The 26,484-nt window shown below is 59.6% G+C and carries 18 protein-coding genes; 13 read left to right on the top strand and 5 right to left on the bottom strand.

Features of this window, described 5'->3' with window-relative positions; translation table 11 throughout:
* Nucleotides 1–137: 137 nt before the first annotated feature.
* The 10 genes from atzF to deoR all read left to right on the top strand — a co-directional run bounded on the left by atzF (nucleotide 138) and on the right by deoR (nucleotide 16,926).
* Nucleotides 138–1,937: an allophanate hydrolase gene (gene atzF, locus EPE01S_RS16760; protein ID WP_062747395.1), complete on the top strand. Its 1,800-nt coding sequence runs from the start codon at nucleotides 138–140 to the stop codon at nucleotides 1,935–1,937.
* Nucleotides 1,930–5,547: an urea carboxylase gene (gene uca / locus EPE01S_RS16755; RefSeq protein ID WP_062747393.1), complete on the top strand. Its 3,618-nt coding sequence runs from the start codon at nucleotides 1,930–1,932 to the stop codon at nucleotides 5,545–5,547. The genes atzF and uca overlap by 8 nt, the downstream gene beginning before the upstream one ends.
* A 2-nt stretch (nucleotides 5,548–5,549) precedes the next feature.
* Entirely contained in the window at nucleotides 5,550–6,269 is a 720-nt protein-coding gene (locus tag EPE01S_RS16750; RefSeq protein WP_062747391.1) for a GntR family transcriptional regulator, read from the top strand.
* Complete coding sequence (gene urtA / locus EPE01S_RS16745) at nucleotides 6,269–7,537, top strand: urea ABC transporter substrate-binding protein (RefSeq protein WP_062747389.1); 1,269 nt, start codon at nucleotides 6,269–6,271, stop codon at nucleotides 7,535–7,537. Before EPE01S_RS16750 ends, urtA begins: the two co-directional genes overlap by 1 nt.
* A 62-nt stretch (nucleotides 7,538–7,599) precedes the next feature.
* Nucleotides 7,600–9,159, top strand: coding sequence for an urea ABC transporter permease subunit UrtB (gene urtB, locus EPE01S_RS16740; RefSeq protein ID WP_373279684.1), 1,560 nt, complete (start codon nucleotides 7,600–7,602; stop codon nucleotides 9,157–9,159).
* Nucleotides 9,159–10,235 carry an urea ABC transporter permease subunit UrtC gene (urtC, locus tag EPE01S_RS16735; RefSeq protein WP_062747385.1) on the top strand — a complete coding sequence of 359 codons (1,077 nt, stop codon included), beginning with the start codon at nucleotides 9,159–9,161 and terminating at the stop codon, nucleotides 10,233–10,235. The genes urtB and urtC overlap by 1 nt, the downstream gene beginning before the upstream one ends.
* A complete protein-coding gene (gene urtD / locus EPE01S_RS16730) occupies nucleotides 10,228–11,019 on the top strand; it encodes an urea ABC transporter ATP-binding protein UrtD (protein ID WP_062747383.1) in 792 nt (263 codons plus the stop codon). Before urtC ends, urtD begins: the two co-directional genes overlap by 8 nt.
* Nucleotide 11,020: 1 nt before the next feature.
* Nucleotides 11,021–11,719, top strand: coding sequence for an urea ABC transporter ATP-binding subunit UrtE (urtE, locus tag EPE01S_RS16725; protein ID WP_062747381.1), 699 nt, complete (start codon nucleotides 11,021–11,023; stop codon nucleotides 11,717–11,719).
* A 386-nt stretch (nucleotides 11,720–12,105) separates the two neighbouring features.
* Nucleotides 12,106–16,044: a non-ribosomal peptide synthetase gene (locus EPE01S_RS16720; RefSeq protein WP_062747379.1), complete on the top strand. Its 3,939-nt coding sequence runs from the start codon at nucleotides 12,106–12,108 to the stop codon at nucleotides 16,042–16,044.
* Between the two features lie 138 nt (nucleotides 16,045–16,182).
* Complete coding sequence (gene deoR / locus EPE01S_RS16715; RefSeq protein WP_062747377.1) at nucleotides 16,183–16,926, top strand: DNA-binding transcriptional repressor DeoR; 744 nt, start codon at nucleotides 16,183–16,185, stop codon at nucleotides 16,924–16,926.
* Nucleotides 16,927–16,973: 47 nt separating this feature from the next.
* Here deoR and EPE01S_RS16710 read toward each other — a convergent pair whose 3' ends face one another.
* Complete coding sequence (locus EPE01S_RS16710; RefSeq protein WP_062747375.1) at nucleotides 16,974–17,918, bottom strand: 2-hydroxyacid dehydrogenase; 945 nt, start codon at nucleotides 17,916–17,918, stop codon at nucleotides 16,974–16,976.
* 206 nt (nucleotides 17,919–18,124) lie between these two features.
* Here EPE01S_RS16710 and ettA point away from each other — a divergent pair, with 206 nt between their 5' ends.
* Nucleotides 18,125–19,792, top strand: a complete 1,668-nt coding sequence (gene ettA, locus EPE01S_RS16705) for an energy-dependent translational throttle protein EttA (RefSeq protein ID WP_062747373.1) — start codon at nucleotides 18,125–18,127, stop codon at nucleotides 19,790–19,792.
* Between the two features lie 59 nt (nucleotides 19,793–19,851).
* On the opposite strand, the gene EPE01S_RS16700 is transcribed toward ettA, so the two are convergent.
* Nucleotides 19,852–20,748, bottom strand: coding sequence for a LysR family transcriptional regulator (locus tag EPE01S_RS16700; protein ID WP_062747370.1), 897 nt, complete (start codon nucleotides 20,746–20,748; stop codon nucleotides 19,852–19,854).
* A 96-nt stretch (nucleotides 20,749–20,844) separates the two neighbouring features.
* Here EPE01S_RS16700 and EPE01S_RS16695 point away from each other — a divergent pair, with 96 nt between their 5' ends.
* On the top strand, nucleotides 20,845–21,846 hold the full coding sequence (locus EPE01S_RS16695) for a zinc-binding alcohol dehydrogenase family protein (protein WP_062747367.1): 1,002 nt from the start codon (nucleotides 20,845–20,847) through the stop codon (nucleotides 21,844–21,846).
* Between the two features lie 118 nt (nucleotides 21,847–21,964).
* On the opposite strand, the gene nadR is transcribed toward EPE01S_RS16695, so the two are convergent.
* From nadR to serB, 3 genes are read right to left on the bottom strand one after another with little or no spacing between them, the layout of a single operon-like run.
* The gene (nadR, locus tag EPE01S_RS16690; RefSeq protein ID WP_062747365.1) at nucleotides 21,965–23,197 is read right to left on the bottom strand and encodes a multifunctional transcriptional regulator/nicotinamide-nucleotide adenylyltransferase/ribosylnicotinamide kinase NadR; all 1,233 of its coding nucleotides are present in this window, start codon (nucleotides 23,195–23,197) and stop codon (nucleotides 21,965–21,967) included.
* Between the two features lie 13 nt (nucleotides 23,198–23,210).
* On the bottom strand, nucleotides 23,211–24,593 hold the full coding sequence (gene radA, locus EPE01S_RS16685; protein ID WP_062747363.1) for a DNA repair protein RadA: 1,383 nt from the start codon (nucleotides 24,591–24,593) through the stop codon (nucleotides 23,211–23,213).
* Nucleotides 24,594–24,602: 9 nt separating this feature from the next.
* Nucleotides 24,603–25,580, bottom strand: a complete 978-nt coding sequence (gene serB / locus EPE01S_RS16680; RefSeq protein ID WP_062747361.1) for a phosphoserine phosphatase — start codon at nucleotides 25,578–25,580, stop codon at nucleotides 24,603–24,605.
* A 134-nt stretch (nucleotides 25,581–25,714) separates the two neighbouring features.
* Between serB and EPE01S_RS16675 the strand changes: the two genes are divergently transcribed.
* The gene (locus EPE01S_RS16675) at nucleotides 25,715–26,404 is read left to right on the top strand and encodes a YtjB family periplasmic protein (RefSeq protein ID WP_062747359.1); all 690 of its coding nucleotides are present in this window, start codon (nucleotides 25,715–25,717) and stop codon (nucleotides 26,402–26,404) included.
* The last annotated feature ends 80 nt before the right edge of the window (nucleotides 26,405–26,484 follow it).

Below are 26,484 nucleotides of genomic sequence, written 5' to 3'. Positions count from 1 at the left end.
ATAGTACAAACCCTGCGCACCGATCGTGCACCGGCCACTGCCCGCATCAATGAATCTATTCAAAATCAGTGAATTAAAAACTGGCACGCCCTTTGCTCTGTTGAATTCCATCTTGTATACCAGACGGAATTCAACTTATGGCTTTCACCACCGGGTTTACGATCCAGGACTGGCAGCATCACCATCAACAGCACCCGCAGGAGGTGCTCTCCACGCTGGAAGCCCTGCTGGCAGCGCTCTCCTCCGCAGACAATGCCTGGATCTACCTCGCCACGCCCGCGCAGCTGCGTGCGCAGGTAGAGCCACTGCTGGCGGCCTGGCAGCAGGATCCGGCCTCGCTGCCGCTGTTTGGCGTTCCGTTCGCGGTAAAAGACAATATTGATATTGCCGGCTGGCCCACCAGTGCCGCCTGCCCGGCGTTTACCTACACCGCGGAGAGCGACGCCGTCGCCGTGGCTAATCTGAAAGGCAAAGGGGCGGTGGTCATTGGCAAAACTAACCTCGACCAGTACGCCACCGGTCTGGTCGGGACACGTTCGCCGTTTGGCGCAGTTTGTAACACGTTTAATCCTGCGTATGTCAGCGGCGGTTCCAGCTCCGGCTCCGCCTCTGTTACCGCCCGGGGCCTGGTGTGCTTTGCACTGGGTACCGATACCGCCGGTTCCGGGCGCGTCCCTGCAGGATTTAATAATATCGTCGGCCTGAAGCCGACAAAAGGCTGGCTTTCGGCCACCGGGGTGGTGCCTGCCTGCCGCCTGAACGACACCATTTCCGTCTTCGCGCTGACCGTGGAAGATGCCTTCCTTGCCGCCAGCTGTGCCGGAGGCTATGACAGTCTGGATGCCTACGCCCGCCATAATCCGGGCCTCGCCCCGGCTGCTCTGCCGGACGCCCCGCGTTTTGCCATTCCGGCCAGCCCGGAATTCTTTGGCGACGCGAAAGCGCAGGCCGCGTGGGAGGCCGCCTGTGCCGACCTGATCGCCGCCGGTGCCAGCCTGCAGCCGGTGGACTTTACCCCCTTTACGCAGCTGGCGGAACAGCTCTACTCCGGCCCGTGGGTGGCCGAACGCACCGTGGCCGTGGGCGCGATGCTCTCGCGCCCGGAAGAGATGGATCCGGTGGTGTACGACATCGTCGCCAGTGGCAACCACTACAGCGCCGTGGACGCTTACAAAGCGGAATATCTGCGCGCCGAACTGACGCGCCAGATCCAGCAGACGCTCAGCCAGTTTGATGCGCTGGTGGTGCCGACCTCACCGACCATTCACACCCTGGAAGAGATGAAACAGGAGCCAGTGCGCTACAACTCGCAGTTCGGCACCTATACCAACTTTACCAACCTGGCCGATCTGGCGGCGCTGGCGCTGCCCGCGCCGTTCCGCGCCGACGGTCTGCCGGCGGGCATTACGCTGATCGCACTGGCCTGGCACGACCGCGCGCTGGCGACCTTCGGCCTGCGCTGGCAGCAACGGCAGGCTCTTAGCCTCGGTGCCACCGGCCGGCCGCAGCCTGCGCCCGCAACCCTGCCCGCCTCATCACTGCACGTGCGTGTGGCGGTGGTCGGTGCCCATTTGACCGGCATGCCGCTCAACCACCAGCTGACCCGACGAAATGCGGTTCGGGTGGAAGAGACCACCACCGCAGCCTGTTATCGCCTGTATGCGCTGGCCAATACCATCCCGGCCAAACCCGGGCTGGTCAAAGCCGCCACAGGGGCCGCCATCCTCGTTGAGCTGTGGGATATCCCGCTGGCGCGCTTTGGCGAGTTTGTAGCAGAAATCCCCGCCCCGCTGGGGATCGGCACGCTGGAACTGGCCGACGGCCGCAGCGTGAAAGGGTTCATCTGTGAGCCTGCCGCCCTGACGCAGGCCACTGACATCACTGAATTCGGCGGCTGGCGCCGCTGGCTGAGCCGCGAGGAGAAGTCTGATGTTTAACACTGTTCTGGTTGCCAACCGTGGCGAAATTGCCTGCCGCGCCATCCGTACCCTGAAGCGCCTCGGCATCACCAGCGTCGCGGTGTACTCCGATGCCGACAAAAACGCCCAGCACGTCAAAGATGCCGATATCGCCATTGCCCTCGGGGGTGCTAAGGCCAGCGACAGCTATCTGGTCATCGACAAAATTCTTGCCGCCGCCCGCGAGAGCGGCGCTGAAGCCATCTGGCCCGGCTACGGCTTCCTCTCTGAAAGCCTGCCGTTTGCCGCCGCCTGCGAAGCCGCAGACATTGCCTTTATCGGCCCGACCGCGCAGCAGATTGGCGAGTTTGGCCTGAAGCACCGGGCACGCGAGCTGGCGGCCGCGGCAGGCGTCCCCATGACGCCGGGCACGCCGCTGCTGGACTCGCTTGCAGAGGCGATTGCCGCCGCGACGCGTATTGGTTACCCGGTGATGCTGAAAAGTACGGCGGGGGGCGGCGGTATTGGCCTGACGCGCTGCGCCAGTGAAGCCGCGCTGGTCAGCGCCTGGGAGAGCGTACGCCGCCTGGGCGAACAGTTTTTCAGCGATGCCGGCGTGTTCCTTGAGCGCTGCATCGATCAGGCCCGTCACGTTGAGGTACAGATTTTTGGCGATGGCCAGGGCAAGGTCGTGGCCCTCGGTGAGCGCGACTGTTCACTGCAGCGCCGCAATCAGAAGGTCGTGGAAGAGACTCCGGCCCCGAACCTGCCCGCTGCGACCCGCGCCGCCCTGCTCGACTCCGCCGTCAAACTCGGCGAACTGGTGAACTACCGCAGCGCCGGAACGGTGGAATACATCTATGACGCCGTGCGCGATGAATTCTTCTTCCTGGAAGTGAACACCCGCCTGCAGGTGGAGCACCCGGTGACCGAGTGCGTTACCGGCCTGGACCTGGTGGAGTGCATGCTGCAGGTCGCCGCCGGGGAGTCGCCAGACTGGGATAAGATGGCGCAGGCTCCGCGGGGAGCATCTATTGAAGTCCGAATTTATGCTGAAGATCCGCTGAAAAACTTCCAGCCCAGCCCCGGTATCCTGACCGAAGTCTGTTTCCCGGAGGGCGTTCGCATCGACAGCTGGGTCAGTACCGGCACGGAGGTTTCTGCCTTCTACGATCCGATGATCGCCAAACTGATCGTCCACGCGGACAACCGCGCGGCAGCACTGGAAAAAATGCAGACGGCGCTGAATGAAACCCGTCTGCACGGCATCGCCACCAACCTCGATTATCTGCGTCAGGTGGTCGCCACCGAGGCCTTCCGCAGCGGCAACGTCTGGACGCGCCTGCTCGACGGCTTTACACCGGAAGCCGCAGTGATTGAAGTAATCCAGCCCGGCACCTGGAGCAGCATTCAGGACTACCCGGGCCGTCCTGGCTACTGGGATATCGGCGTGCCCCCCTCCGGGCCAATGGATGACTACGCCTTCCGCCTCGCCAACCGCATCGTCGGCAATGCTGAAGAAGCCGCCGGGCTGGAGTTTACCCTGCAGGGTCCCACGCTGCGGTTTCACAGCGACGCGCTGATCGCCCTGACCGGGGCGGCCTGTCCGGCATCACTGGATGGGGAAGAGGTGGCGTACTGGCAGCCGGTGGCGGTCAAAGCCGGACAGACGCTGACCCTGGGCCGGGCGCAGCAGGGCTGCCGCACCTGCCTGGCCGTACGTAACGGCTTTGACGTGCCGGAATACCTCGGCAGCCGCTCCACGTTTGCCCTCGGTCAGTTTGGCGGCCACGCCGGGCGGACCCTGCGGGTGGCCGATATGCTGCCCATCTCTCAGCCGCATCTGGCGGCCTGTACCACCCCTGCGCCGGTCAGCGAACCGGCGGCCCTGCCCGCCGCCGATCGCCCGGTGTACGGGGATGAATGGCGCATCGGCGTACTGTATGGCCCGCACGGCGCACCGGACTTCTTCACTGCACAGTCGATTGACGAATTCTTTGCCGCCGAATGGCAGGTGCACTACAACTCTAACCGCCTCGGCGTGCGGCTGGTCGGGCCGAAGCCGGGCTGGGCACGCGCCAACGGCGGCGAAGCCGGACTGCATCCGTCTAACGTCCACGACTGCGAATATGCCATCGGGGCGGTTAACTTTACCGGAGACTTTCCGGTAATCCTCACCCGGGACGGGCCCAGCCTGGGCGGTTTTGTCTGCCCGGTGACCATTGCGAAAGCGGAACTGTGGAAAGTCGGCCAGGTCAAACCGGGCGACCGCATTCGTTTCCACCCCATCAGCGTTGAAGAAGCGCATGCGCTGGCGCTGGCGCAGGATCGCAGTATTCACGACCTGTGCGCCCTGCGTACCGCCCCCTTTGCCACGCCGCCACTGGCGGATACTGTCCACGGCTCAGCAACCATACTGGCAGCGATCAAGGCCACAGATACCACGCCCACGGCGATTTATCGTCAGGCGGGTGACAACTATATTCTGCTGGAGTACGGCGATAACGTGCTGGATCTCGCCCTGCGCCTGCGCGTGCATCTGCTGATGACCGCTCTCACCGGCGTCGGCCAGCCCGGTATTGAAGAGCTCTCTCCCGGCGTACGTTCCCTGCAGATCCGTTACGACAGTCAGATCCTCAGCCAGAAGCAGCTGATGAGCCTGTTGCTGACGCTGGAACAGAATCTGGGTGACGTGACGCAGATGAAAGTGCCCTCGCGCATTGTTCACCTGCCGATGGCCTTTGAGGACAGCGCGACCCTGGGGGCCGTCGCGCGCTATGCCGAAACCGTGCGGGCCAGCGCGCCCTGGCTGCCGAATAACGTCGACTTTATTCAGCGTATTAATGGTCTTGCCAGCCGCGAAGAGGTCAGTCGCACACTCTTTGACGCCAGCTACCTGATCCTCGGCCTGGGGGATGTCTATCTGGGTGCGCCCTGTGCCGTGCCGATCGATCCGCGTCACCGCCTGCTCAGTTCAAAATACAACCCGGCGCGGACCCACACCGCCGAAGGCACCGTCGGCATTGGCGGCATGTATATGTGCATCTACGGCATGGACTCCCCCGGCGGCTATCAGCTGGTGGGCCGCACGCTGCCGATCTGGAACAAATTCCTGAAGAATGACCAGTTCGCTGCCGGCGAACCCTGGCTGCTGCGCTTCTTCGACCAGGTGCGTTTCTACCCGGTCAGCGAGGCCGAACTCGACGTCCTGCGCGATGACTTCCGCGAGGGACGCGCCCGGGTGCGCATTGAACAGTCGGTCTTTGATTTTGCTGAACATACCCGGTTCCTCACCGACCATGCTGACGCCATCAGCGCCTTCCGCCAGAAGCAGGCCCGCGCCTTCGAGACTGAAGTCGCCCTGTGGGCGCAGGAAGAGGACGGTGCGCCACTGACCAGCGATGAGACGCTGCTGCCGCCGGAAGAGGATGAGGGTGCGTTTCAGGTCAGTGCCGATCTGAACGGCAATATCTGGAAAGTGCTGGTACAGCCGGGCGATGAGGTGGCCGCCGGTCAGCCACTGATTATCGTCGAGGCGATGAAAATGGAGCTGGCGGTTAACGCCCCGCGGGCCGGGCGCGTCAAGCGCATCGGCTGCCAGCCTGGCCGCCCGGTCAGCCCCGGCGATGCCCTGCTGTGGCTGGAATAAACATGGACGACAAACGCAGCCCGCCCCGGCCGGAAGCGCTGGCCGATCGTGTCTACCAGCAGCTGAAAAATGACATCTTCGATTTTCGCCTGATGCCGGGGGATGCCTTCAGTGAAAATGAAGTGGCCGAACGCTTCGCGGTCAGCCGCACCCCGGTTCGTCAGGCGCTGTTCCGCCTGGAGCGCGAAGGTTACGTCGAGGTGTGGCACCGCCGGGGCTGGCAGGTGCGGCAGTTTGATTTCGCCTACTTTGAGGAGCTGTACGACCTGCGCATCGTGCTGGAGTGCGAGGCGGTGAAACGCCTGTGCCGGCTGCCCGCCGGCGAGACGGAACGTCTGCTGGCGCGGCCGATTGGCGTCTGGATCACGGAGCCCCCCCTGGCGGATGGCAACACGGTGTCACTGCACGATGAGGCCTTCCATATCGCCCTGGTGGCGGCGGTGGGCAACGGTGAAATGACGCGCATTCACGGCGAGCTGACGGAAAAAATCCGCATAATTCGCCGCCTTGACTTCACCCGTGAAGATCGTATCAGCGCCACCTATAACGAACACGCGAGCATCCTGCGCGCGATATTGCACCAGCACAGCGAGGAGGCCCGGCGCATTCTGACCGACCATATTGCCGTCAGCCGCGCCGAAGTCAGAAAAATCACCGTCCATATGCTCCAGCAGGCCAGACACCATATCGTTTCATCCAACTCAATGTTAGGGGATTACTGATGAAGAGACGTTCGTTGATCAAAGCATTTGCGCTGTCTGCCAGCGTAGTCGCCATGGGACTCTCCTGGAGCGTTCAGGCTGCCGACACCATCAAAGTGGGGATCATGCATTCCCTGTCCGGCACCATGGCCATTTCCGAAACACCGCTGAAAGACGTGGCGCTGATGACCATCGAAGAGATCAACGCGAAAGGCGGGGTGCTGGGGAAAAAACTGGAGCCGGTGGTGGTCGACCCGGCCTCTAACTGGCCACTGTTTGCGGAAAAAGCCCGTCAGTTACTCACTCAGGATAAAGCCGCCGTCGTCTTTGGCTGCTGGACGTCGGTATCACGTAAATCGGTGCTGCCGGTATTCGAGGAACTGAATGGACTGCTGTTCTACCCAGTTCAGTATGAAGGCGAGGAGATGTCGCCAAACGTGTTTTATACCGGCGCCGCGCCAAATCAGCAGGCCATCCCGGCCGTGGAGTACCTGATGAGTGAAGACGGCGGCAGCGCGAAACGCTTCTTCCTGCTGGGTACTGACTACGTTTATCCGCGTACCACCAACAAGATCCTGCGCGCTTTCCTGCACGCCAAAGGTGTGAAGGACAGCGATATCGAAGAGGTCTACACGCCGTTTGGCTACAGTGACTATCAGACTATCGTAACCAATATTAAGAAGTTCTCTGCCGGCGGCAAAACTGCCGTGGTTTCCACCATCAACGGCGACTCCAACGTGCCGTTCTACAAAGAACTGGCCAACCAGGGCATTAAAGCCACGGATGTGCCGGTTGTCGCCTTCTCCGTCGGGGAAGAAGAGCTGCGCGGCATCGACACCAAACCGCTGGTAGGGAACCTGGCCGCATGGAACTACTTCGAATCCGTCGATAACCCGACCAACGCGCGATTCGTTGCGGCTTACCGCGCTTATGCCAAAGCCCACAAGCTGCCAAATGCGGATACCGTGGTGACGAATGATCCCATGGAAGCCACTTACGTCGGCATTCATATGTGGGCACAGGCGGTAGAAAAAGCCGGAACAACCGATGTGGACAAAGTCCGTGCGGCCATGGCCGGACAGACCTTTGCCGCGCCGGATGGCTTTACCCTGACCATGGACCAGACCAATCACCATCTGCACAAACCGGTAATGATTGGTGAGATTGAAGATAACGGTCAGTTCAACGTCGTCTGGCAGACTGACAAGCCGGTGCGCGCCCAGCCGTGGAGCCCCTATATCGCCGGTAACGACAAGAAGCCCGACCACCCGGTGAAAGCCAGCCACTGATCCCGTCACGGGGCGGGCCACTGACTCCCGCCCCTCCTCAGCACGCAAGAGAGCGAATGATGATGATGCGATTCCTGCTGTTACTGCTGTTCTGCCTGCCGCTGATGGCCCAGGCCGGGCCGGCCGTCGACTTCGCTGCTGCCAGCCGCAGCGATCAACTCCGCCTCTTACAGCAGTGGGCCGCCGCACCGGATGCCGCGCGCCTGCCCCTGCTACAGGCTCTGCACAGCGAAAATGTGGTGCTGGATGAGAAGAAACAGCCCTATACCCGTGTTAACGATCGTCTGATGGCATTGGAGGGCAGCGCAGCCCCCACCGGGAAGACCAAAAAGTTGTTTATGAATAACCGCCTGCGCGTGATGATCGCCTCCGCGCTGGCCGCTCATCAGTTGGTCAGTCCGGTCACGGCTGTCCGGCTGCAGGCCGCACGCGCATTACAGAATGAAGCCACGGGCGATCAACTCCCGCTGCTGAAACAGCGCCTGGCGACCGAAGAGGACGCCACCGTTCATGAGGTGCTGGCTCAGGCAGTCGCCGGACTGCAACTGGCCGATGCCAACCCGCTGGTACGGCTGGAAGCGGTCAAACGGCTGGGTGAAACCAGCGATCCACAGACACAGGCCCGTCTGGAGCAGCTGCTGCAGCCGCAGAATGAGACCGATGCCCGCGTCCGCAGCGCCGCCACCGACAGCCTGAAGCAGATCCGCTATCGTCTGCTGCCCGGCGATCTGCTGGGCCAGGCCTTTACCGGACTGTCGCTGGGATCGGTGCTGCTGCTGGCCGCGCTCGGTCTGGCGATCACCTACGGCCTGCTGGGGGTGATCAATATGGCCCACGGTGAAATGCTGATGATCGGCGCTTACGCCACCTGGATGGTACAGAACCTGTTCCAGCGTTTCGCCCCGGAATGGCTGGCCTTTTACCCGCTGCTGGCGCTGCCGGTGGCGTTCTTTATGACTGCGGCCATCGGCATGGCGCTGGAACGCACCATCATTCGCCACCTGTACGGCCGGCCGCTGGAAACCCTGCTGGCCACCTGGGGCATCAGCCTGATGCTGATCCAGCTGGTGCGCATTCTGTTTGGTGCGCAGAACCTGGAGGTGGCCAACCCACCCTGGCTGTCCGGCGGACTGCAGGTGCTGCCTAATCTGGTGTTGCCGTACAACCGACTGGCGGTGATCCTGTTTGTTACCGGGGTGCTGGCGCTGACCTGGCTGCTGCTGAACAAAACCCGCCTCGGGATGAACGTACGGGCGGTGACGCAAAACCGCGCCATGGCTGATTGCTGCGGCGTACCGACCGGGCGCGTGGACATGCTGGCATTTGGCCTCGGCTCCGGCATCGCCGGACTGGGCGGTGTCGCACTGTCGCAGTTAGGCAACGTCGGCCCGGAGCTCGGCCAGGGCTATATCATCGACTCTTTCCTGGTGGTGGTGACCGGGGGCGTCGGCCAGCTGGCCGGCACCGTGGTGGCTGCGCTCGGGCTGGGCATTCTTAACAAAGTGCTGGAGCCACAGATCGGTGCAGTGCTCGGTAAGATCCTGATTCTGGTGCTGATCGTGCTGTTTATTCAGAAACGGCCTCAGGGCCTGTTTGCCGTTAAAGGAAGGGTGACTGACTGATGACGCAACCCATGACGCTGACCCTGGTACAAAAATCCCCGCGGCTGGTGACCGCCGCAGGTACGGCGCTGTTGCTCGCGCTGCTGCTGCTGCCGTTTCTCGCGCTGCTTCCTGCGGATCATCCGCTGGCTATCTCAACCTATACGCTGACGCTGGTGGGTAAAATTCTCTGTTATGCCATTGTCGCAGTCGCACTGGACCTGGTGTGGGGTTACGCCGGGATGCTGTCGCTCGGCCACGGGCTGTTCTTCGCCCTCGGCGGTTACGCGATGGGCATGTACCTGATGCGCCAGGCGGCAGGAGACGGTCTGCCGGCGTTTATGTCCTTTCTGTCCTGGACAGAGATGCCGTGGTTCTGGGCAGGAACACAGCACTTTGCCTGGGCACTGTGCCTGATTGTGCTGGTCCCCGGCCTGCTGGCGCTGGTGTTTGGCTGGTTTGCTTTCCGATCGAAAATCAAAGGAGTTTATTTTTCCATCATGACCCAGGCACTGACCTATGCCGGGATGCTGCTGTTCTTCCGGAATGAAACCGGCTTTGGCGGTAACAATGGCTTTACCGGGTTTACCACCCTGCTGGGCTTTCCGGTGACGGCAACCGGCACGCGTATCGGGCTGTTTATCGCCACCGTGCTGCTGCTGGCAGGCAGCCTGGCCGTGGGCCTGATGCTGGCGCGCAGCAAGTTTGGCCGCGTGCTGACGGCGGTGCGCGACGCGGAAAATCGCCTCGCTTTCTGTGGCTACGATCCGCGCGGCTTTAAGCTGTTTGTCTGGACGCTTTCCGCCGTGCTGTGCGGGCTGGCCGGGGCGCTGTACGTCCCACAGGTCGGGATTATTAACCCCGGCGAGATGTCACCCACCAACTCCATTGAGGCCGCCATCTGGGTGGCGCTGGGCGGGCGCGGGACGCTGATCGGCCCGCTGCTGGGGGCCGGCATTGTTAACGGGGCCAAAAGCTGGTTTACCGTCGCCTTCCCGGAATACTGGCTGTTTTTCTTAGGGCTGATGTTTATCCTCGTCACGCTGTTTCTGCCAAACGGGGTGATTGGCCTGCTGCGCAGGAGGAAAGATGACTGAGCACCTGTTTACCCAGCCCCACCGGGCCGATCGCCACCGCGAACAAACCGACCCGGTGTTACAGCTGGAGAATATTACCGTGGCGTTCGACGGCTTTAAGGCCCTGAATGACCTCTCTTTGCAGATCGGCGTCGGCGAACTCCGCTGTATCATCGGCCCCAACGGCGCGGGAAAAACCACACTGATGGATGTGATCACCGGCAAAACCCGCCCGGACAGTGGCCGGGTGTTCTATGACCAGAGCACCGATCTCACCACGCTTTCCCCGGTGGACATTGCCCGAATCGGCATCGGACGCAAATTTCAGAAACCCACGGTGTTCGAGGCGCTGACGGTGTTTGAGAATCTGGAAATTGCCCTGAAAACCGATAAGTCGGTGTGGGCCTGCCTGCGGGCCAGGCTGAACAGTGAGCAGCAGGATCGCATTACCGGGGTGCTGGCGTTGCTGCGTCTTGACAGCCAGCGTCAGCGTCCCGCCGGAATGTTGTCTCACGGGCAGAAGCAGTTTCTGGAGATCGGCATGCTGCTGGTGCAGGATCCGCACCTGCTGCTGCTGGATGAGCCCGCCGCCGGCATGACCGACGCAGAAACCGACTATACCGCCGAGCTGTTTCGCACGCTGGCCGGGAAGCATTCGCTGATGGTAGTGGAACACGATATGGGCTTTGTCGAAACCATTGCTGACCATGTCACGGTACTTCATCAGGGCCAGGTGCTGGCGGAAGGTTCGCTGCGCGAGGTACAGGCTAACGAGCAGGTCATTGAAGTCTATCTGGGGCGATAATATGTTACAGGTCACTGAACTCCATCAATATTACGGCGGCAGCCATATTCTTCGCGGGCTGTCATTTGACACTCAACCGGGTGAAATTACCTGCCTGCTGGGGCGTAACGGCGTGGGGAAAACGACCCTGCTGAAGTGCCTGATGGGGCTGATCCCGGCGAAGTCCGGCAGTATCCACTGGCAGGGGCAGCCGATCAACCACCGCAAACCGCACCAGCGCGTGCAGGCGGGGATCGCCTATGTGCCACAGGGTCGGGAGATCTTCCCGCGCCTGACGGTGGAAGAAAATTTGCTGATGGGCCTGGCCCGTTTTTCCGGCGCTCAGGCAACCCGGGTACCGGAAGAGATCTGGCAGCTGTTTCCGGTGCTGTGGCAGATGAAGCAGCGGCGCGGCGGGGATCTCTCCGGCGGCCAGCAGCAGCAGCTGGCTATAGGGCGGGCGCTGGCCTGCAGGCCGCAGCTGTTGATCCTGGATGAGCCGACCGAAGGTATTCAACCCTCGGTGATCAAAGAGATCGGGTCGGTGATCCGCCAGCTTGCCGCACGCGGCGATATGGCGATCCTGCTGGTTGAGCAGTTCTATGATTTTGCCGCCGGACTGGCCGACAGCTATCTGGTGATGTCGCGCGGTGAGATCGTGCAGCGCGGGGCCGGCAATGAAATGGAAGCCGACGGCGTGCGCGGACTAGTGACGATTTAGTGCCGCCACCGCGATAAATCACCGGCCCGGGGCGACCAGAAAACAACGTCGCCCCGGCGGAATAATATGCCGGGGCAGATCTTATTTTTCGCCCCAGCTCAGTGAACCTTATTATCCCGTAACCGGTAAAAATTACCGACTCCCAGCCATCGTCTTTCCCTTCATTCTTACTCTTTCCAGCCAGGTTAATTAATGCAATTAAATAAATGGCCATCTCATTAATAGATTAATATCTCCGACCGTTATATTACAATTACCCGTCGTTACTGAATATTCTTCATAAAGAAATAAATTTAATTTCATTTCATATTTCGGAAATATTCATATACTACTTTCCTGTATTGTTATGAATTTTAATTTACCGATCCTTTAATGGAGGTACTCGCGTGGCTATTTATCCCTTAACCAGCGTACAGCAGGCCGTATGGCTCGATCAGCTTCTGACGCCCTCCACGCCCTGCTACAACGTGGGCGCGCTGTGGCGCATCGAAAGGGATATTGATATCCCACTGTTAAATCGGGCAATAAAAGAAATATTCAGTCAGCATGATGCACTTAAATTAACGTTAGAAGACAGCGAACAGGGTGTCATTCAGACGACCGTATCGAATAGAGACCTGACTCTCGAATACCACGATTTTAGTCTGGATAAAAATGCCCGCCAGAAAGCTTTGTACTATTTCCGTGAAAAACTCAATCAACCCTTTAAACTGTATGAAGAATTACTCTGGCGCTGTGTTTTTATCAAAATAAGTGCAACGACGGGTTACTGGCTGATTAATGCCCATCATATTATTGTCGACGGTACCTCCGTTTCCCTGCTCAGCGGCATGATCATGGATCGTTATAAGCAGCTGAAAAGCGGGCAGATCCCCTCCCCCGTGGCGGTGTATAATTACCGGGACTTTATCGCCAATGATCAGGCGTATATGCACTCCACCCGCTATGAGCATGACCGGGCCTTCTGGCTGGATCGCTTTGCGGATGCCGGGCCGGCGGGCATGGATCGCCGCCCGGGTTTTGCCGCCGATCAGGTATGGCCAAGCCAGCAGATTACCCGTCAGTTGCCTTCCGAACGCTATCAACAGCTCTGCACGCTGGCGGCAGCGCACCAGTGCTCACCCATGCACCTGATGACCGCCCTGCTCGCCTGCTGGTACAGCCGCCTGTGGCAGGTTGAACAGGTGACAGTAGGCGTACCGGTGCATAACCGCAGCAGCGCCCGGTATAAGCAAACCCTGGGCATGTTCTCCTCCATGATCCCGGTGAAGCTGCATGTTGACCACCGCCAGCCTTTCAGCGCGCTGATGGTGCAGATCGCTGCAGAGCTGCGTCGTTGCTACCGTCACCAACGCTTCCCGATTGCCGAGCTGAACCGTCATCTGCGCCTGGGGCAGCAGGGACGTCGCCAGCTGTATGACCTGAGTTTTTCACTGGAAACCTTCCCGACCGACATTGAGCTGGAAGGCCACCCGCTGAAAGTCGAAACGCTGCATCACGGCTTTGAACAGATGCCGCTGGCGCTCTATCTCCGTCACTATCACCCTGGCGATCCCCCGCTGCTGGAGTTCAACATGAACCAGGCCTGGTTCAGCGCTGAGAAGGCCCGGCGCACCGCCGATCGCCTGCTGCAAATGCTGGATCATCTGCTCGATCACGGTGTACAGCAGCCGCTGGCCAACCTTCCCCTGCTGCTGGCCAACGAGCGGCAGCAGATCCTCGGCAGCTGGAACGATACGGAACGGACGTGGCCGCTGCCGGATGGCATTCATCGCTGGTTTGAACAACAGGCCGATCGCACACCTCAGGCCATCGCACTCTGCGGCCACGGCGGCAGCGTCAGCTATCAGCAGCTGAATCAGCGTGCTAACCGCCTGGCGGCACAGCTGCGTCAGGCAGGGATCGGCCCCGACGACCGTGTGGCACTGTGTGCAGCCCGCAGCAGCGAGATGGTGACTGCCCTGCTCGCCATCCTCAAAGCCGGCGGCGCCTATGTCCCCCTCGATCCGGACTACCCGACCGATCGTCTGAGCCATATGCTGGAAGACTGCGGGGCCAGACTGGTGCTGCTGGACGATGCGGGGAAACAGGCGCTGGCTCCCCTGCTGAGTGATGCACACCGGGTCTGGCACCTGCATGACGATCGCGCGTGCTGGCAAACGCAGAGTGATCGTAACCTGCCGTCACTGTCGGCCAGCCCGCAGCGATCGCTGGCGTATGTGATTTACACCTCCGGCTCCACCGGGAAGCCGAAAGGGGTGATGAATGAGCACCTCGGCGTAATGAACCGCCTGCAGTGGATGCAGGAAGAATATGCCCTTACGCCTCAGGATACCGTACTGCAGAAAACGCCGTTCAGCTTCGATGTTTCTGTCTGGGAGTTCTTCTGGCCACTGATGGTCGGCGCACGGCTGGCAATAGCACAACCCGGCGGCCATCAGGATCCGGAGTATCTCAGCCAGCTGATCGCCCGTGAGCAGGTCACGACCCTGCATTTTGTTCCTTCCATGCTGCAGCTGTTCCTGCGCCACGGCAACATGGCGCAGTGCGCCAGCCTGCGTCGGGTGATGTGCAGTGGCGAAGCGCTGCCGCTGGCGGCAGTACAGCGTTTCCACCAGCAGTTAGCGCAGGCAGAACTGCATAATCTGTACGGGCCGACCGAAGCGGCAGTGGATGTCTCTTACTGGCACTGCCAGCGCGATGATACGCGCGGGATTGTCCCCATCGGCAGACCGGTTGCCAATACCCGACTGCATATTCTTGATGCCCATCTGCAACCGCTACCGCCAGGCGTCAGCGGTGAACTGCATATCGGCGGCGTTCAGGTGGCGCGCGGTTACCTTAACCGTGCGGCGTTAAACGCCGAACGTTTTATTCCCGACCCGTTCAGTGACGAAGCGACGGCGCGCCTGTACAAAACCGGCGATCTGGCACGCTGGCTGGAGGATGGCAGCATTGAGTATCTGGGCCGTAACGATTTCCAGGTCAAAATTCACGGTCTGCGTATTGAATTGGGTGAAATTGAACAGCAGATCGCCCGCTTTGACGGCGTCGAGGATGTCGTGGTGATGGCCTGCGATGACGGCCAGGGGGATAAAAGGCTGATCGCGTGGCTGGTCGCCCCGCCCATCCCCGCTCTGCGCGAGTCGCTGCGTCTGCACCTGCAATCCACCCTGCCGGACTTTATGATCCCCTGTGCGTTTGTGCGTATGGAGGCCTTCCCGCTGTCGCCGAACGGCAAGCTCGACCGTAAAGCCCTGCCCGCGCCGGAGCGGCTGACGGAAGCCTGTGCATACCGCGCGCCGCAAAGCGAAGGTGAGCGCAAGCTGGCAGCATGGTGGCGCGAACTGTTGCAGGTCGAACAGATTGGCTGCGACGATGACTTTTTCGCCCTCGGCGGTCACTCGCTGCATGCCATCCAGCTGATGGTGAAACTGAAGCGCGAGGGCATAGCGCTGGAAATGAAAACGCTGTTTGCCCACAGCACCCTGAGCGCGCAGGCGCTGGCCATCGCCGGGCAGGCGGCACAGAACACGACGCCACACGCGCCTTTACCCCTGCACAACCTGCTACTGCAGCTCAACCAGCCTGCCCCTCATTTCCGGCTGACCCAGCGGCTGAACGCACCCGCGACGGCGGAGGAGGTATGGATGGTGCACCCTGCCGTGGTCGGCTGTGAGATTTACCGCGATCTGGCAGCGTCGTTCGAAGGGCAGTTAAATGCCATTGGCATCAATAATTACAACCTGTTCAACCAGCCACGTATTTCCTCGCTGTCGGCGCTGGCCAGCTATTATCTGCAACATATGGTCAGCCAGGGCCTGACACGTCAGCAGCCGGTGCGCCTGCTGGGCTGGTCGCTGGGCGGGATTATTGCGCTGGAGATCGCCGCTCAGCTGGAACAGCTCGGCTATCGCGATATTCATCTCTGCCTGCTCGACAGCCTCTACCAGACCGAATTCCAGCAGCGTATTGCGGCCGGAATGCTCGCCCCGATTCTGGCAATGATCGGCATTGAAGGCGAGGCTGCAGCACGTGCGCTGCGCATCGAACAGCTGGAGCTGGAAATGAACAACCAGCCGTTGAGCGCCCCGCTCAGCCACAGCCGCGTGACGCTTTTTAAAGCCACCGAATTTGCCGACCTCAGCATGGAGGGCGTGGACGGCGCAGAGATGCTGGCGCTGGCCGATAACGGCCTGGGTCAAGTCTGTCCGCATCTGGAGATTATCCCGCTGGCGGCGAATCACCATTCGATTATTCTGTGCCACAAGGCAATCGGGGCGGCACTGATTTCGGGAGCGAAAATTCGCAGCAGCGCGGCGTAAAAGCCCTTGGGGCGAAACAGGATCGCCCCGGGGATGATCGAATAAGGGTCGGCCTTTCTGACGGGCCGGCCCTTGTTGTTTGCAGCACTATCCTGTTGAAGGTAAACTGCAAATTCCGCGACAACTGGAAGAAAACCCATGGAAACCCGGCGCGCAGAGCGTATCAACAAGCTGGTCCAGGCGCTGAAAGGCACCGACAAGATCCATCTGAAAGAGGCGGCGCATCTGCTCGGGGTCTCTGAAATGACTATCCGCCGCGATCTGAATGAGGGGCCGGGTATGGTGCTGCTGCTGGGGGGATATATTGTCAGCGATCCCCTGCGGCATCAGCTGCACTATTTTGTCTCCGACCAGCAGGAACAAAATGTCGACCGTAAACGGCGGCTCGGACAGCATGCCGCCACGCTGATCCAGCCCGGGGAGATGGTCTGGTTCGACTGTGGCACGACCGTGCCGTGGATTATTGATGCGATTGACGGCGATCTGCCGTTTACCGCTGTCTGCTGCGCGATGAATACCTTCCTGGCGCTGAAAGAAAAAACCGCCTGTCGCGTGATCCTCTGCGGCGGCGAATTCCACCCGGATAACGCTATCTTTACCCCGCTCGGGCAGCTGTCGGTGATGGACAGCCTGTGCCCGGATAAAGCGTTTATTTCGGCGGCAGGTATCGACGTTGATCAGGGCGCCAGCTGCTATAACCTGAACGAGCTGCCGCTCAAACGGCTGGCCTTACAGCGTGCACGCACCCGCCTGCTGGTGGGCGACAGCAGCAAGTTTGGTAAAGTGCTGCCTGCGCGAATTGCCGATCTCAGCGCCTTTGACGGGCTGGTCAGCGACGCCGCGCCGCTGCAGGATATCGGTATTGACATTATTACCCCGTAACCGGGGTATCCCCTGTCGGGTGGGCCTCATCGGGACGGTGCGACCGCTCACCAGCGGTTTAAAATCGCTTCCCCGTCGCGCAGACGGCGCAGGTTTTCACAGACCCCGGTGACGTTGCCCTCCAGTGAGATATCGGTAACGCCACCAATATGCGGGGTGGCGATCACGTTAAGGGCAAACAGCGGATCCTGCGGATCGGGCGGCTCCTGCCAGAACACATCCAGCCCGGCCCCGGCCAGCGCCCCACTCTCCAGCGCCGCCATCAGCGCGGGTTTCTCAATCAGACCACCGCGACCGAGATTGATCAGGAAACTGCCCGGCTTCATCCTCGCCAGCGCCGGTTCATCAATAATGTGATGTGTTTCCGCATTGTCAGGCAGACTCAGCACAACAAAATCCGCTTCGCGCAGCAGGTGTGGAAGACGCTCCATTCCCCCCACCCAGTCCAGACGGTGCTGGCGCGCAAAATCATCGGAGGCCTGGCGCTTGACGCCAATCATCCGCATGCCGAACGCTGACAGCCGCTCCGCCAGTGCTTTACCAATGCCGCCCAGCCCGACCAGCCCGACGGTTTTTCCCTTCAGCCCCATGCCCACCGGCAAACCCAACTGGCGGGTAGCGAGCATCTGCGGTACCTCGCTGATCCGCCGCGCCAGGCCGGTCATCATCCAGATCCCCAGTTCGGCAACAGAGTCCGCATTACCGGAACGATCCGACGGCACATTCGCCACTGCAATGCCACGCGACCGCGCCGCGTCGACATCCACCCCTTCCAGGCCCGTGCCAGCCTGCTGGATCAGCTTCAGGCGATCGGCCGTCTGCAACAGCCGGCGATCGACTTTCGCCATACCCGGGATCAGTGCATCAAACCCCGCCAGACTCTCTGCGGCATGGCCAGCAGAGGCAATAAATTCGACATCGGGTAGCCTCTGACGAAACTGCTGGATCATGCCTCCCCAGGCATTTTCTTCCGCTGCTATCAGAACGCGCATCGATATCCCCCTAATTTATAAGACAAAAAAACAGCATAGTTGCCGCTGATTATAAATCAAACAAAAATCAGGCCGTTGCGCTGATATCGGGATAATCGTCTGCCTGGCGGCTGTGATTAAGGGGGGAAAACAGCTAAACTCCGCTATCTGAGTGGGCACTTCTTTTGCCCCAATTAAAACCCAGACCCTAAGAGGCTCAACCCAACGTGGCTCAATTCGTCTATAGCATGCATCGCGTCGGCAAAGTCGTTCCGCCGAAGCGTCATATTTTAAAAAACATCTCCCTCAGCTTCTTCCCGGGCGCCAAGATCGGCGTACTGGGTCTGAACGGTGCGGGTAAATCCACTCTGCTGCGCATCATGGCGGGCATCGATAAAGATATCGAAGGGGAAGCGCGTCCGCAGCCAGGCCTGAAAATTGGCTATCTGGAACAGGAACCGAAGCTGAACCTGGAACACACCGTGCGTGAATCGGTAGAAGAAGCCGTTGCCGAAGTCGTTAACGCACTGAAAGGTCTGGACGAGGTGTACGCGAAATACGCCGAGCCGGATGCTGACTTCGATAAACTCGCCGCGCAGCAGGGCAAGTTTGAAGAGATCATCCAGGCGCACGACGGCCACAACCTGAATACCCAGTTGGAACGTGCGGCCGATGCCCTGCGTCTGCCGGACTGGGAGGCGAAGATCGGTAATCTGTCCGGGGGGGAACGCCGTCGCGTCGCACTGTGCCGCCTGCTGCTGGAAAAACCCGACATGCTGCTGCTCGACGAACCGACGAACCATCTGGATGCAGAATCCGTCGCCTGGCTGGAACGCTTCCTGCACGACTTCGAAGGCACCGTGGTGGCGATTACGCACGACCGTTACTTCCTCGATAACGTGGCGGGCTGGATCCTGGAACTGGACCGCGGTGAAGGTATTCCATGGGAAGGAAACTACTCTTCCTGGCTGGAGCAGAAAGATGCCCGCCTGGCACAGGAAGCCTCTTCAGAAGCCGCTCGTCGCAAGTCGATTGAGAAAGAGCTGGAGTGGGTGCGCAAAGGAGCGAAAGGCCAGCAATCCAAAGGTAAGGCTCGTCTGAACCGCTTTGAAGAGCTGAACAACGCCGAATACCAGAAGCGTAACGAGACCAACGAACTGTTTATTCCACCTGGCGCACGCCTGGGCGATAAAGTGGTCGAGGTCAGCAACCTGAGCAAGTCTTACGGCGACCGTCTGCTGATTGACGATCTCTCCTTCTCCGTGCCGAAAGGGGCAATTGTCGGCATTATCGGGCCGAACGGCGCGGGTAAATCGACCCTGTTCCGCATGATGTCGGGTCAGGAACAGCCGGACTCCGGCAGCATCGTGCTGGGCGAGACCGTAAAACTGGCGTCGGTTGATCAGTTCCGCGACAGCATGGACGGGTCGAAAACCGTGTGGGAAGAAGTGTCCGGTGGTCAGGACATCATGCGTATCGGCAACACCGAGATGCCAAGCCGTGCCTACGTCGGCCGCTTTAACTTTAAAGGGGTTGATCAGGGCAAGCGCGTCGGCGAATTGTCCGGGGGTGAGCGTGGTCGTCTGCACCTGGCGAAGCTGTTACAGGTGGGCGGCAACATGCTGCTGCTGGATGAACCGACCAACGACCTGGACATTGAAACCCTGCGCGCGCTGGAAAACGCCCTGCTGGAATTCCCGGGCTGTGCGATGGTGATCTCGCATGACCGCTGGTTCCTTGACCGTATTGCCACACACATTCTGGACTACCAGGATGAAGGCAAAATCGAGTTCTTTGAAGGTAACTTTACTGAATACGAAGAGTACAAGAAACGTACGCTGGGTGCAGAAGCACTGGAGCCAAAACGTATCAAGTACAAGCGTATGATCAAGTAAGGACTGACCTCCTGTTCCGGTCGGCCCGTCACGGGGCGACCGGAACACGCGATCGCCCCCTATGTGTAGAATTCCCGGAATATCGGGGACTGTATCGCAAAATCAATAAACCGCATCAGCGCAGGGGAATTCAGCTTACGGCCTGGATACACCAGCCACAGCTCATTGCCTTCCATTTCCCACTCCGGTAGCACCCTCAACAACCTTCCCTGCAACAACCCGTCTTCAGTTAAGAAGCGCGGTAGCAGAGTGATCCCGGCATTGCCCAGCGCGCATTCGCGTGCATAGACCAGATTATCCGTGACATGAGCAGGCGGCAGCAGCCAGCGATAATACTCCTCCCCCCGTTTCAGTACCCATTCATTCCACGCGCGATGGGCAATGGAACGGTGTTCAGACAGCTGGCCGGGATGGGCCAGCGGTGGATGGGCTGCCAGATAGTCCGGTGAAGCTACCAGCAGTCTTTCACAGTAGCCAATACGGCGACCGATCAGCGAGGAATCCTGCGGTCTGCCGGTGCGCAGCGCCACGTCATACCCGCCCTGCACCAAATCGCAGATCTCATCGGAAACCGACACATCCAGCGTGACGTCCGGGTATTCCTGCTGAAAAGCGGTATTGAGCCGTGCCAGTAACGTCGCACCAATGCCGGCCGGTGAGGTGATACGCAAACGGCCGCTGGGATTATCACGCAGCCGTTCAATGGCCGTCGCCGCCCTCTCACTGGCCTGCAGCATCTCCTGGCAATGGACCAGATAGCGTTCACCGGCAAAGGTCAGGTTAAGCTGGCGCGTCGTACGATTGATCAGCCGCAGGCCCAGCGCCAGCTCCAACTGGCCAACGCGCTGGCTGACGCTGGATTTCGGTAATCCTGCGCGATTCGCTGCGGCGGTAAAGCTACCGCATTCTGCGACCAGCGCAAACAGGGCCATATCCTGCAACTGTTTAAACATTATTGTTCATCCCTCGCGAACACTGAGTGCGTTATTGTCCATCTTATCATCAGGGTTTATTTTCCCTACACTGATAGCACATCATTCAGGAGAAATGCTATGACCACCAAAGCGATTGCGATCAATCCAGAAAATCCGCAGCAGTTTATTGCTATTGAGTACCCTCAGCCGGTCGCGGGTGACTATGACCTGCTGGTTGAGGTGAAAGCCGCTTCCATCAACCCGGTGGACACCAAGGTTCACAAAGGCGCACAGAAAAATGGCCTTGAACAGCCGCGCGTGCTCGGCTGGGATGCCAGCGGCGTGGTGCTGGCCACCGGCAGTAAAGTGACCGGTTTTAAAGCCGGTGACGAAGTCTATTATGCCGGTGACATCACCCGCTCCGGCAGCAATGCCAGCCAGCAGCTGATCGATGCCCGCATTACCGGCCATAAACCCCGCACCCTGGACTGGGCTGAAGCCGCAGCGATCCCGCTGACCGCCCTGACAGCATGGGAAGGCCTGTTCGATCGCCTGCAGCTGGATAAGGCAGCGGCGGGCAAAACCCTGCTGATCGTTGGCGGTGCGGGCGGCGTGGGATCGCTGGCTATCCCCCTGGCTAAACTGCACAGCAAGGTAACGGTCATTGCGACCGCCTCACGCCCGGATTCTGCCCAGTGGTGCCGGGAACGCGGGGCCGACCTGGTGATTGATTATCGAGATATGGCGGGTGAGCTGGAGCAACAGGGTATCAAACAGGTCGACTATATTTTCTGCCTGAACGATACCGACGGCCACTGGGAAGCAATGAGCCAGCTGATCGCCCCGCAGGGTCATATCTGCACCATTGTTGAAAATGAAAAACCGCTGAATATGGATCAACTGAAGCTGAAGAGTGCCGCGCTGCACTTCGAGTTTATGTATACACGCAGCATGTTCACCACAGCGGATATTGCGCGGCAGGGGGAGATTCTGCAGGCGACAGCAGCGCTGCTGGACGAAGGCAAGCTGGCGGGTTCACTGAGCAAAACCCTGCAGGGTCTGAGCGTGGAGACGCTGACGGAAGCCCACCAGCTGGTGCTGGACGGCCATATGCGCGGTAAAGTCGTTATTGTTTATTGATCATCGCCTCGCGGCGGCCTTGATTGCTGCCGCGAGGCGCTGAACGCTGCCGGCCGGACTCACAAACCATCCCCGGCAGCGATACGCGGAATTACTGCACCCGCATTAATAAGGGCGACTATTTCTGATCGCCCAGCATCTGTTTAACCAGATCCACACAGCGCAGAAAGCGCTCGTCGTAGCTGTCCTGTTCCACGTGGACGTACTTGATGTTGTTTTCATCCAGCATGGCGATCAGTAGCGACTGAAATTCTTTGCGATCGACAGAGCTACCCAGGCTGCGCAGGCCATCGGCCACCCACGGCACGTTGTTCTCTACCAGGATCACCAGGTCGAAGCGATACTCATCGATCAGTGCCTGCACAAACGGATGCTCACGCCCCTCATACTTCTTACAGAATGCCTGGGTGGTCACAAAGTCGGTGTCGATAAAGGCCACTTTGTTGGCGTACTTCACCGCAAAATCGATGTACTGTGCCTGCCCCAGCGCGATCTTATCGTAATCCGAATATTGCAACGCCATCTCGTCCCCGCCCAGATGCGAAAAGACATAATCGCGGCCAAATTCCCAGGCGCTGGTGGTGTTAAAGATGTTGGCCAACTTGTTGACCAGCGTGGACTTACCGCTCGATTCGCCGCCGAGGATCGCCACCGTTCGTACGAAAAAGGGCTTCACTTCGGTGGGAATGTATTCCCAGTAGCGGAACGGATCCTGACGGATCTGGCCACCGCTGATATTCATAAAGGAGCGACGGGGATCGATAACGATGGTTTCCACCCCCAGATGCGCGGTGAACTGTTTCGCATCGCCCTCCTCGCTGGTGTAAATACGGTTCGGGAGAATACCCTGCTCGTCCATAAACGCCTTTACGCCGTCGCTCCAGACATTCCAGCCGTAGGGATAAGGCTCCATTCCCTCTTCGTTAAACGAGTGAATGCGAATGTTTTTCTGATATTTAAAGGTCTGCAACAGCCAGCGCAGGCGGTCGCTGACCGTCGGTTGCTGTGACATCGCGCTGTCTTCAAACAGCTGGCGGTCGCGCGGTTCATCGAAGCACATAATGATGTGCAGTTCGTCAACCTGGCTGCAGGCACGCTGGATCAGATAGATATGGCCGGTGTGCAGCGGGTAAAACTTACCAAACACGACGCCAATGGTTTTCTCCCGACGTGGAAATTCAAGGCCGAGAAAACGGTGCAGTGCTTCCAGCTTCTGAGCGCTGGGGCTTTTGATTTTCGCATTCAGTAACTGACTGAGGTAACCCTTGGTCATACCGCTGGCGTCAGAGACCTGCTGCAGGGTACACCCCTGCTGGCGAATCGCGGTCTTAAGGTAGTCAAACGATGACATGCACTAGCTCCCTTTAAAGTTCGTCGAGTATAGACAACGCGTCAGCCAGTTTTTTCACCCCGTAGACTTTCATGTTTTCCGGCGGTTTTTTGGGCACATTGGCCATCGGCACAATGGCCCGGCGGAAGCCATGCTTCGCCGCTTCCGAGATACGCTCCTGCCCGCTGGGCACCGGACGGATCTCGCCCGCCAGCCCGACTTCGCCAAACACCACCAGATCCTGCGGTAACGGACGGTCACGCAGGCTGGACACCATTGACAGCATCAGTGCCAGGTCGGCACTGGTTTCCGTGACCTTCACGCCGCCGACCACGTTAACAAACACGTCCTGATCGGCCATCTGCAGGCCGCCGTGGCGGTGCAGCACCGCCAGCAGGATCGCCAGGCGGTTTTGTTCCAGCCCCACGGCAACGCGGCGGGGATTCCCCATCATTGAATGATCGACCAGCGCCTGAATCTCCACCAGCAGCGGGCGCGTTCCTTCCCACAGCACCATCACCGAACTGCCTGACGTCACTTCATCCCCCCGGCTGAGGAAAATCGCTGACGGGTTGCTGACTTCACGCAGCCCCTGCTCGGTCATGGCGAACACCCCCAGCTCATTGACCGCCCCAAAGCGGTTTTTATGGCTGCGCAAGGTGCGGAAGCGGGAGTCGGCATCGCCGTCCAGCAGCACAGAACAGTCAATACAGTGCTCCAGCACCTTCGGGCCGGCCAGCGAGCCGTCTTTGGTGACGTGGCCCACCATCACAATGGCCACACCTTTGGTCTTGGCAAAACGGGTCAGATAGGCGGCCGTTTCACGCACCTGTGCCACGCTGCCCGGCGATGACTGGATATCTGCCATATGCATCACCTGAATCGAGTCGATCACCATCAGTTTAGGCTGTTCCTGCTCGGCGATCAGGCAGATCTGCTCAATGCTGGTTTCGGACAGCATATTCAGATTTTCGGTAGGTAAACCCAGACGATGGGCGCGCATGGCCACCTGTTGCAGCGACTCCTCCCCGGTGACGTACAGGGTTTTCATCCCTTCCGCCAGCTTGCACAGGGTTTGCAGGAGCAGTGTACTTTTCCCTGCACCAGGATTCCCCCCGATCAGGATCGCACTGCCCGGCACAACGCCGCCGCCGAGTACGCGGTCAAACTCCTTAAAACCGGTGGAGAAACGCGGCAGCTCATCCAGACTGATGTCCGACAGTTTCTGCACCCGGCTCGGACCCGCGCTGCCGGCGTAGCCCGTCAGGCGTTCATTGCGTGCTACCGTCGGCGAGGCTGCCAGCCGCACCTCGGTAATCGTGTTCCACGCATGGCAGGCACTGCATTGGCCCTGCCAGCGAGGATAATCTGCGCCACATTCATTACAAACAAAGGCACGCTTTACCGCTTTAGCCAAGTCTACCCCTTAACGCTCTTCATGGATCAGGCTGCCGCTGAGAATGCAGAACACGCCCATCAGGTCAGCATGACGAATAATCACTTCGGTCTGTTCGTTCACTTTCGGCTTGGCATGATAAGCAATGCCCAGCGCCGAGGCTTTGATCATCGGCAGGTCATTGGCACCGTCTCCGACGGCTACCGTCTGTGCCGGGTCGATCTCAAAGCGGGCGGCCAGTTTGCGCAGGGTATCCGCTTTGTACTGCGCATCAACGATATCACCCAGCACTTCCCCGGTAAGCCTGCCGTCGCGAATTTCCAGCTCGTTGGCGGCAATCGCCGACAGATGCAGGGTATCGCGCAGATATTCAGCAAAATAGGTAAAGCCGCCGGAGGCGATCGCCACCTGCCAGCCCAGCGCCTGCAGCTTCGCCACCAGCGAGGTCAGCCCCGGCATCAGCGGCAGTGCATCACGCACCGTTTTCAGGATAGTCGCATCCGCATCTTTCAACGTGGCCACACGCTGGCGCAGGCTGGCCGCGAAGTCCAGCTCGCCGCGCATTGCGCGTTCGGTCACTTCCGCCACCTGCTCTCCGCAGCCCGCCAGTTTGGCAATTTCATCAATGCATTCGATCTCAATCGCCGTCGAATCCATATCCATCACCAGCAGGCCCGGTGTTTTCAGATGCGGGATGCGTCCTAACGGCGCGACGTCCATGCCGGCCTCATGCGCCAGCTTCATGGCGCGCGGCGTCAGGGAACCGGCCAGCCGCACCACCTGATAGTCTTCCACTACCCAGGCGCTGACAATCACCATGGCCGCGCCCAGCTGGCGCTGAAATTCGGTCAGACGGGCTTTATCAAGTTGACGTCCATACAGTAACCAGCCGGTACGGCCAGCGCGGTAGTCCAGCGGCATCACTTCATCACCGCTTAAAGAGAGTGGCAACCCCGGCCAGAGAGGGACTTCGGCAGGCAGGTCGCACCAGGTAAGGCTATTTGGCATTACAGCTCCTGTAGGGACATTCAACACGCAATTCTGCGCAAAATAATCCAAGAGGCTACCTTGTTACAGCGGGTTCTGGCAACATAAAGCTCATGACCGAAAACCGGTTTGTCCACCACGATTGAAGGGTTGAGATGGCTAAAGCCAAACTGAAGTTTCGCCTGCACCGTACGGTGATCGTCCTGATTTGCCTGACGCTGCTGGTTGTCCTGATGCAGGGCGCCTCCTGGTTCAGTCTTGGTCATCAGATGGCACGCTCTGAACAGGTCGAGGAACTGGCACATACGTTAACGCGCCAGGTCGCCTGGAGCCTGACACCGCTGATGGAAAACCCGGATGATAACCATCAGCGGATCATCGATTCGCTTAACCAGATGACCCATGAAAGCCGCATTCTGGATGCCTCGTTATATGACAGCTCCGGCAGCCTGGTGGCTCACAGCGGGGAAAATATTAACGTCCGTGACCGCCTGGCGCTCGACGGCCAGCGTGCCGGCAGCTACTTCAACCATCAGATTGTCGAACCGCTGGCCAGTAAAGATGGCCCGCGCGGATTTTTACGCGTGACGCTCGATACCCACGTGCTGGTCACCGAATCCAAACAGGTGGATAACACCACCAACATTCTGCGTCTGATGATGCTGCTGGCGCTGGCGATTGGCATCATTCTTTCGCGGACGCTGCTGCGCTCCCGCCGAACCCGCTGGCAGCAGTCGCCGTTCCTGCTCACCGCCAATAATCCGGTGAAAGAGGATGATGAAGAAGACGAAGAAAAAAGTCCCGATGCCCCGGCAATGAGTGAAACGGCCGCAAAAACCGACTGACCCCTCCGGCAAAGAGAGCTATTCCTGCGGAATAGCTCTTGATGTTCTGTACGCTGCTTCTTATCCCCTGCATTTTATTG

The sequence above is a fragment of the Erwinia persicina NBRC 102418 genome, from assembly GCF_001571305.1.
Classification (GTDB): Bacteria; Pseudomonadota; Gammaproteobacteria; order Enterobacterales; family Enterobacteriaceae; genus Erwinia; species Erwinia persicina.
Note: the sequence above shows the minus strand (reverse complement) of the source record. Positions and strands in the feature narration are given on the sequence as shown.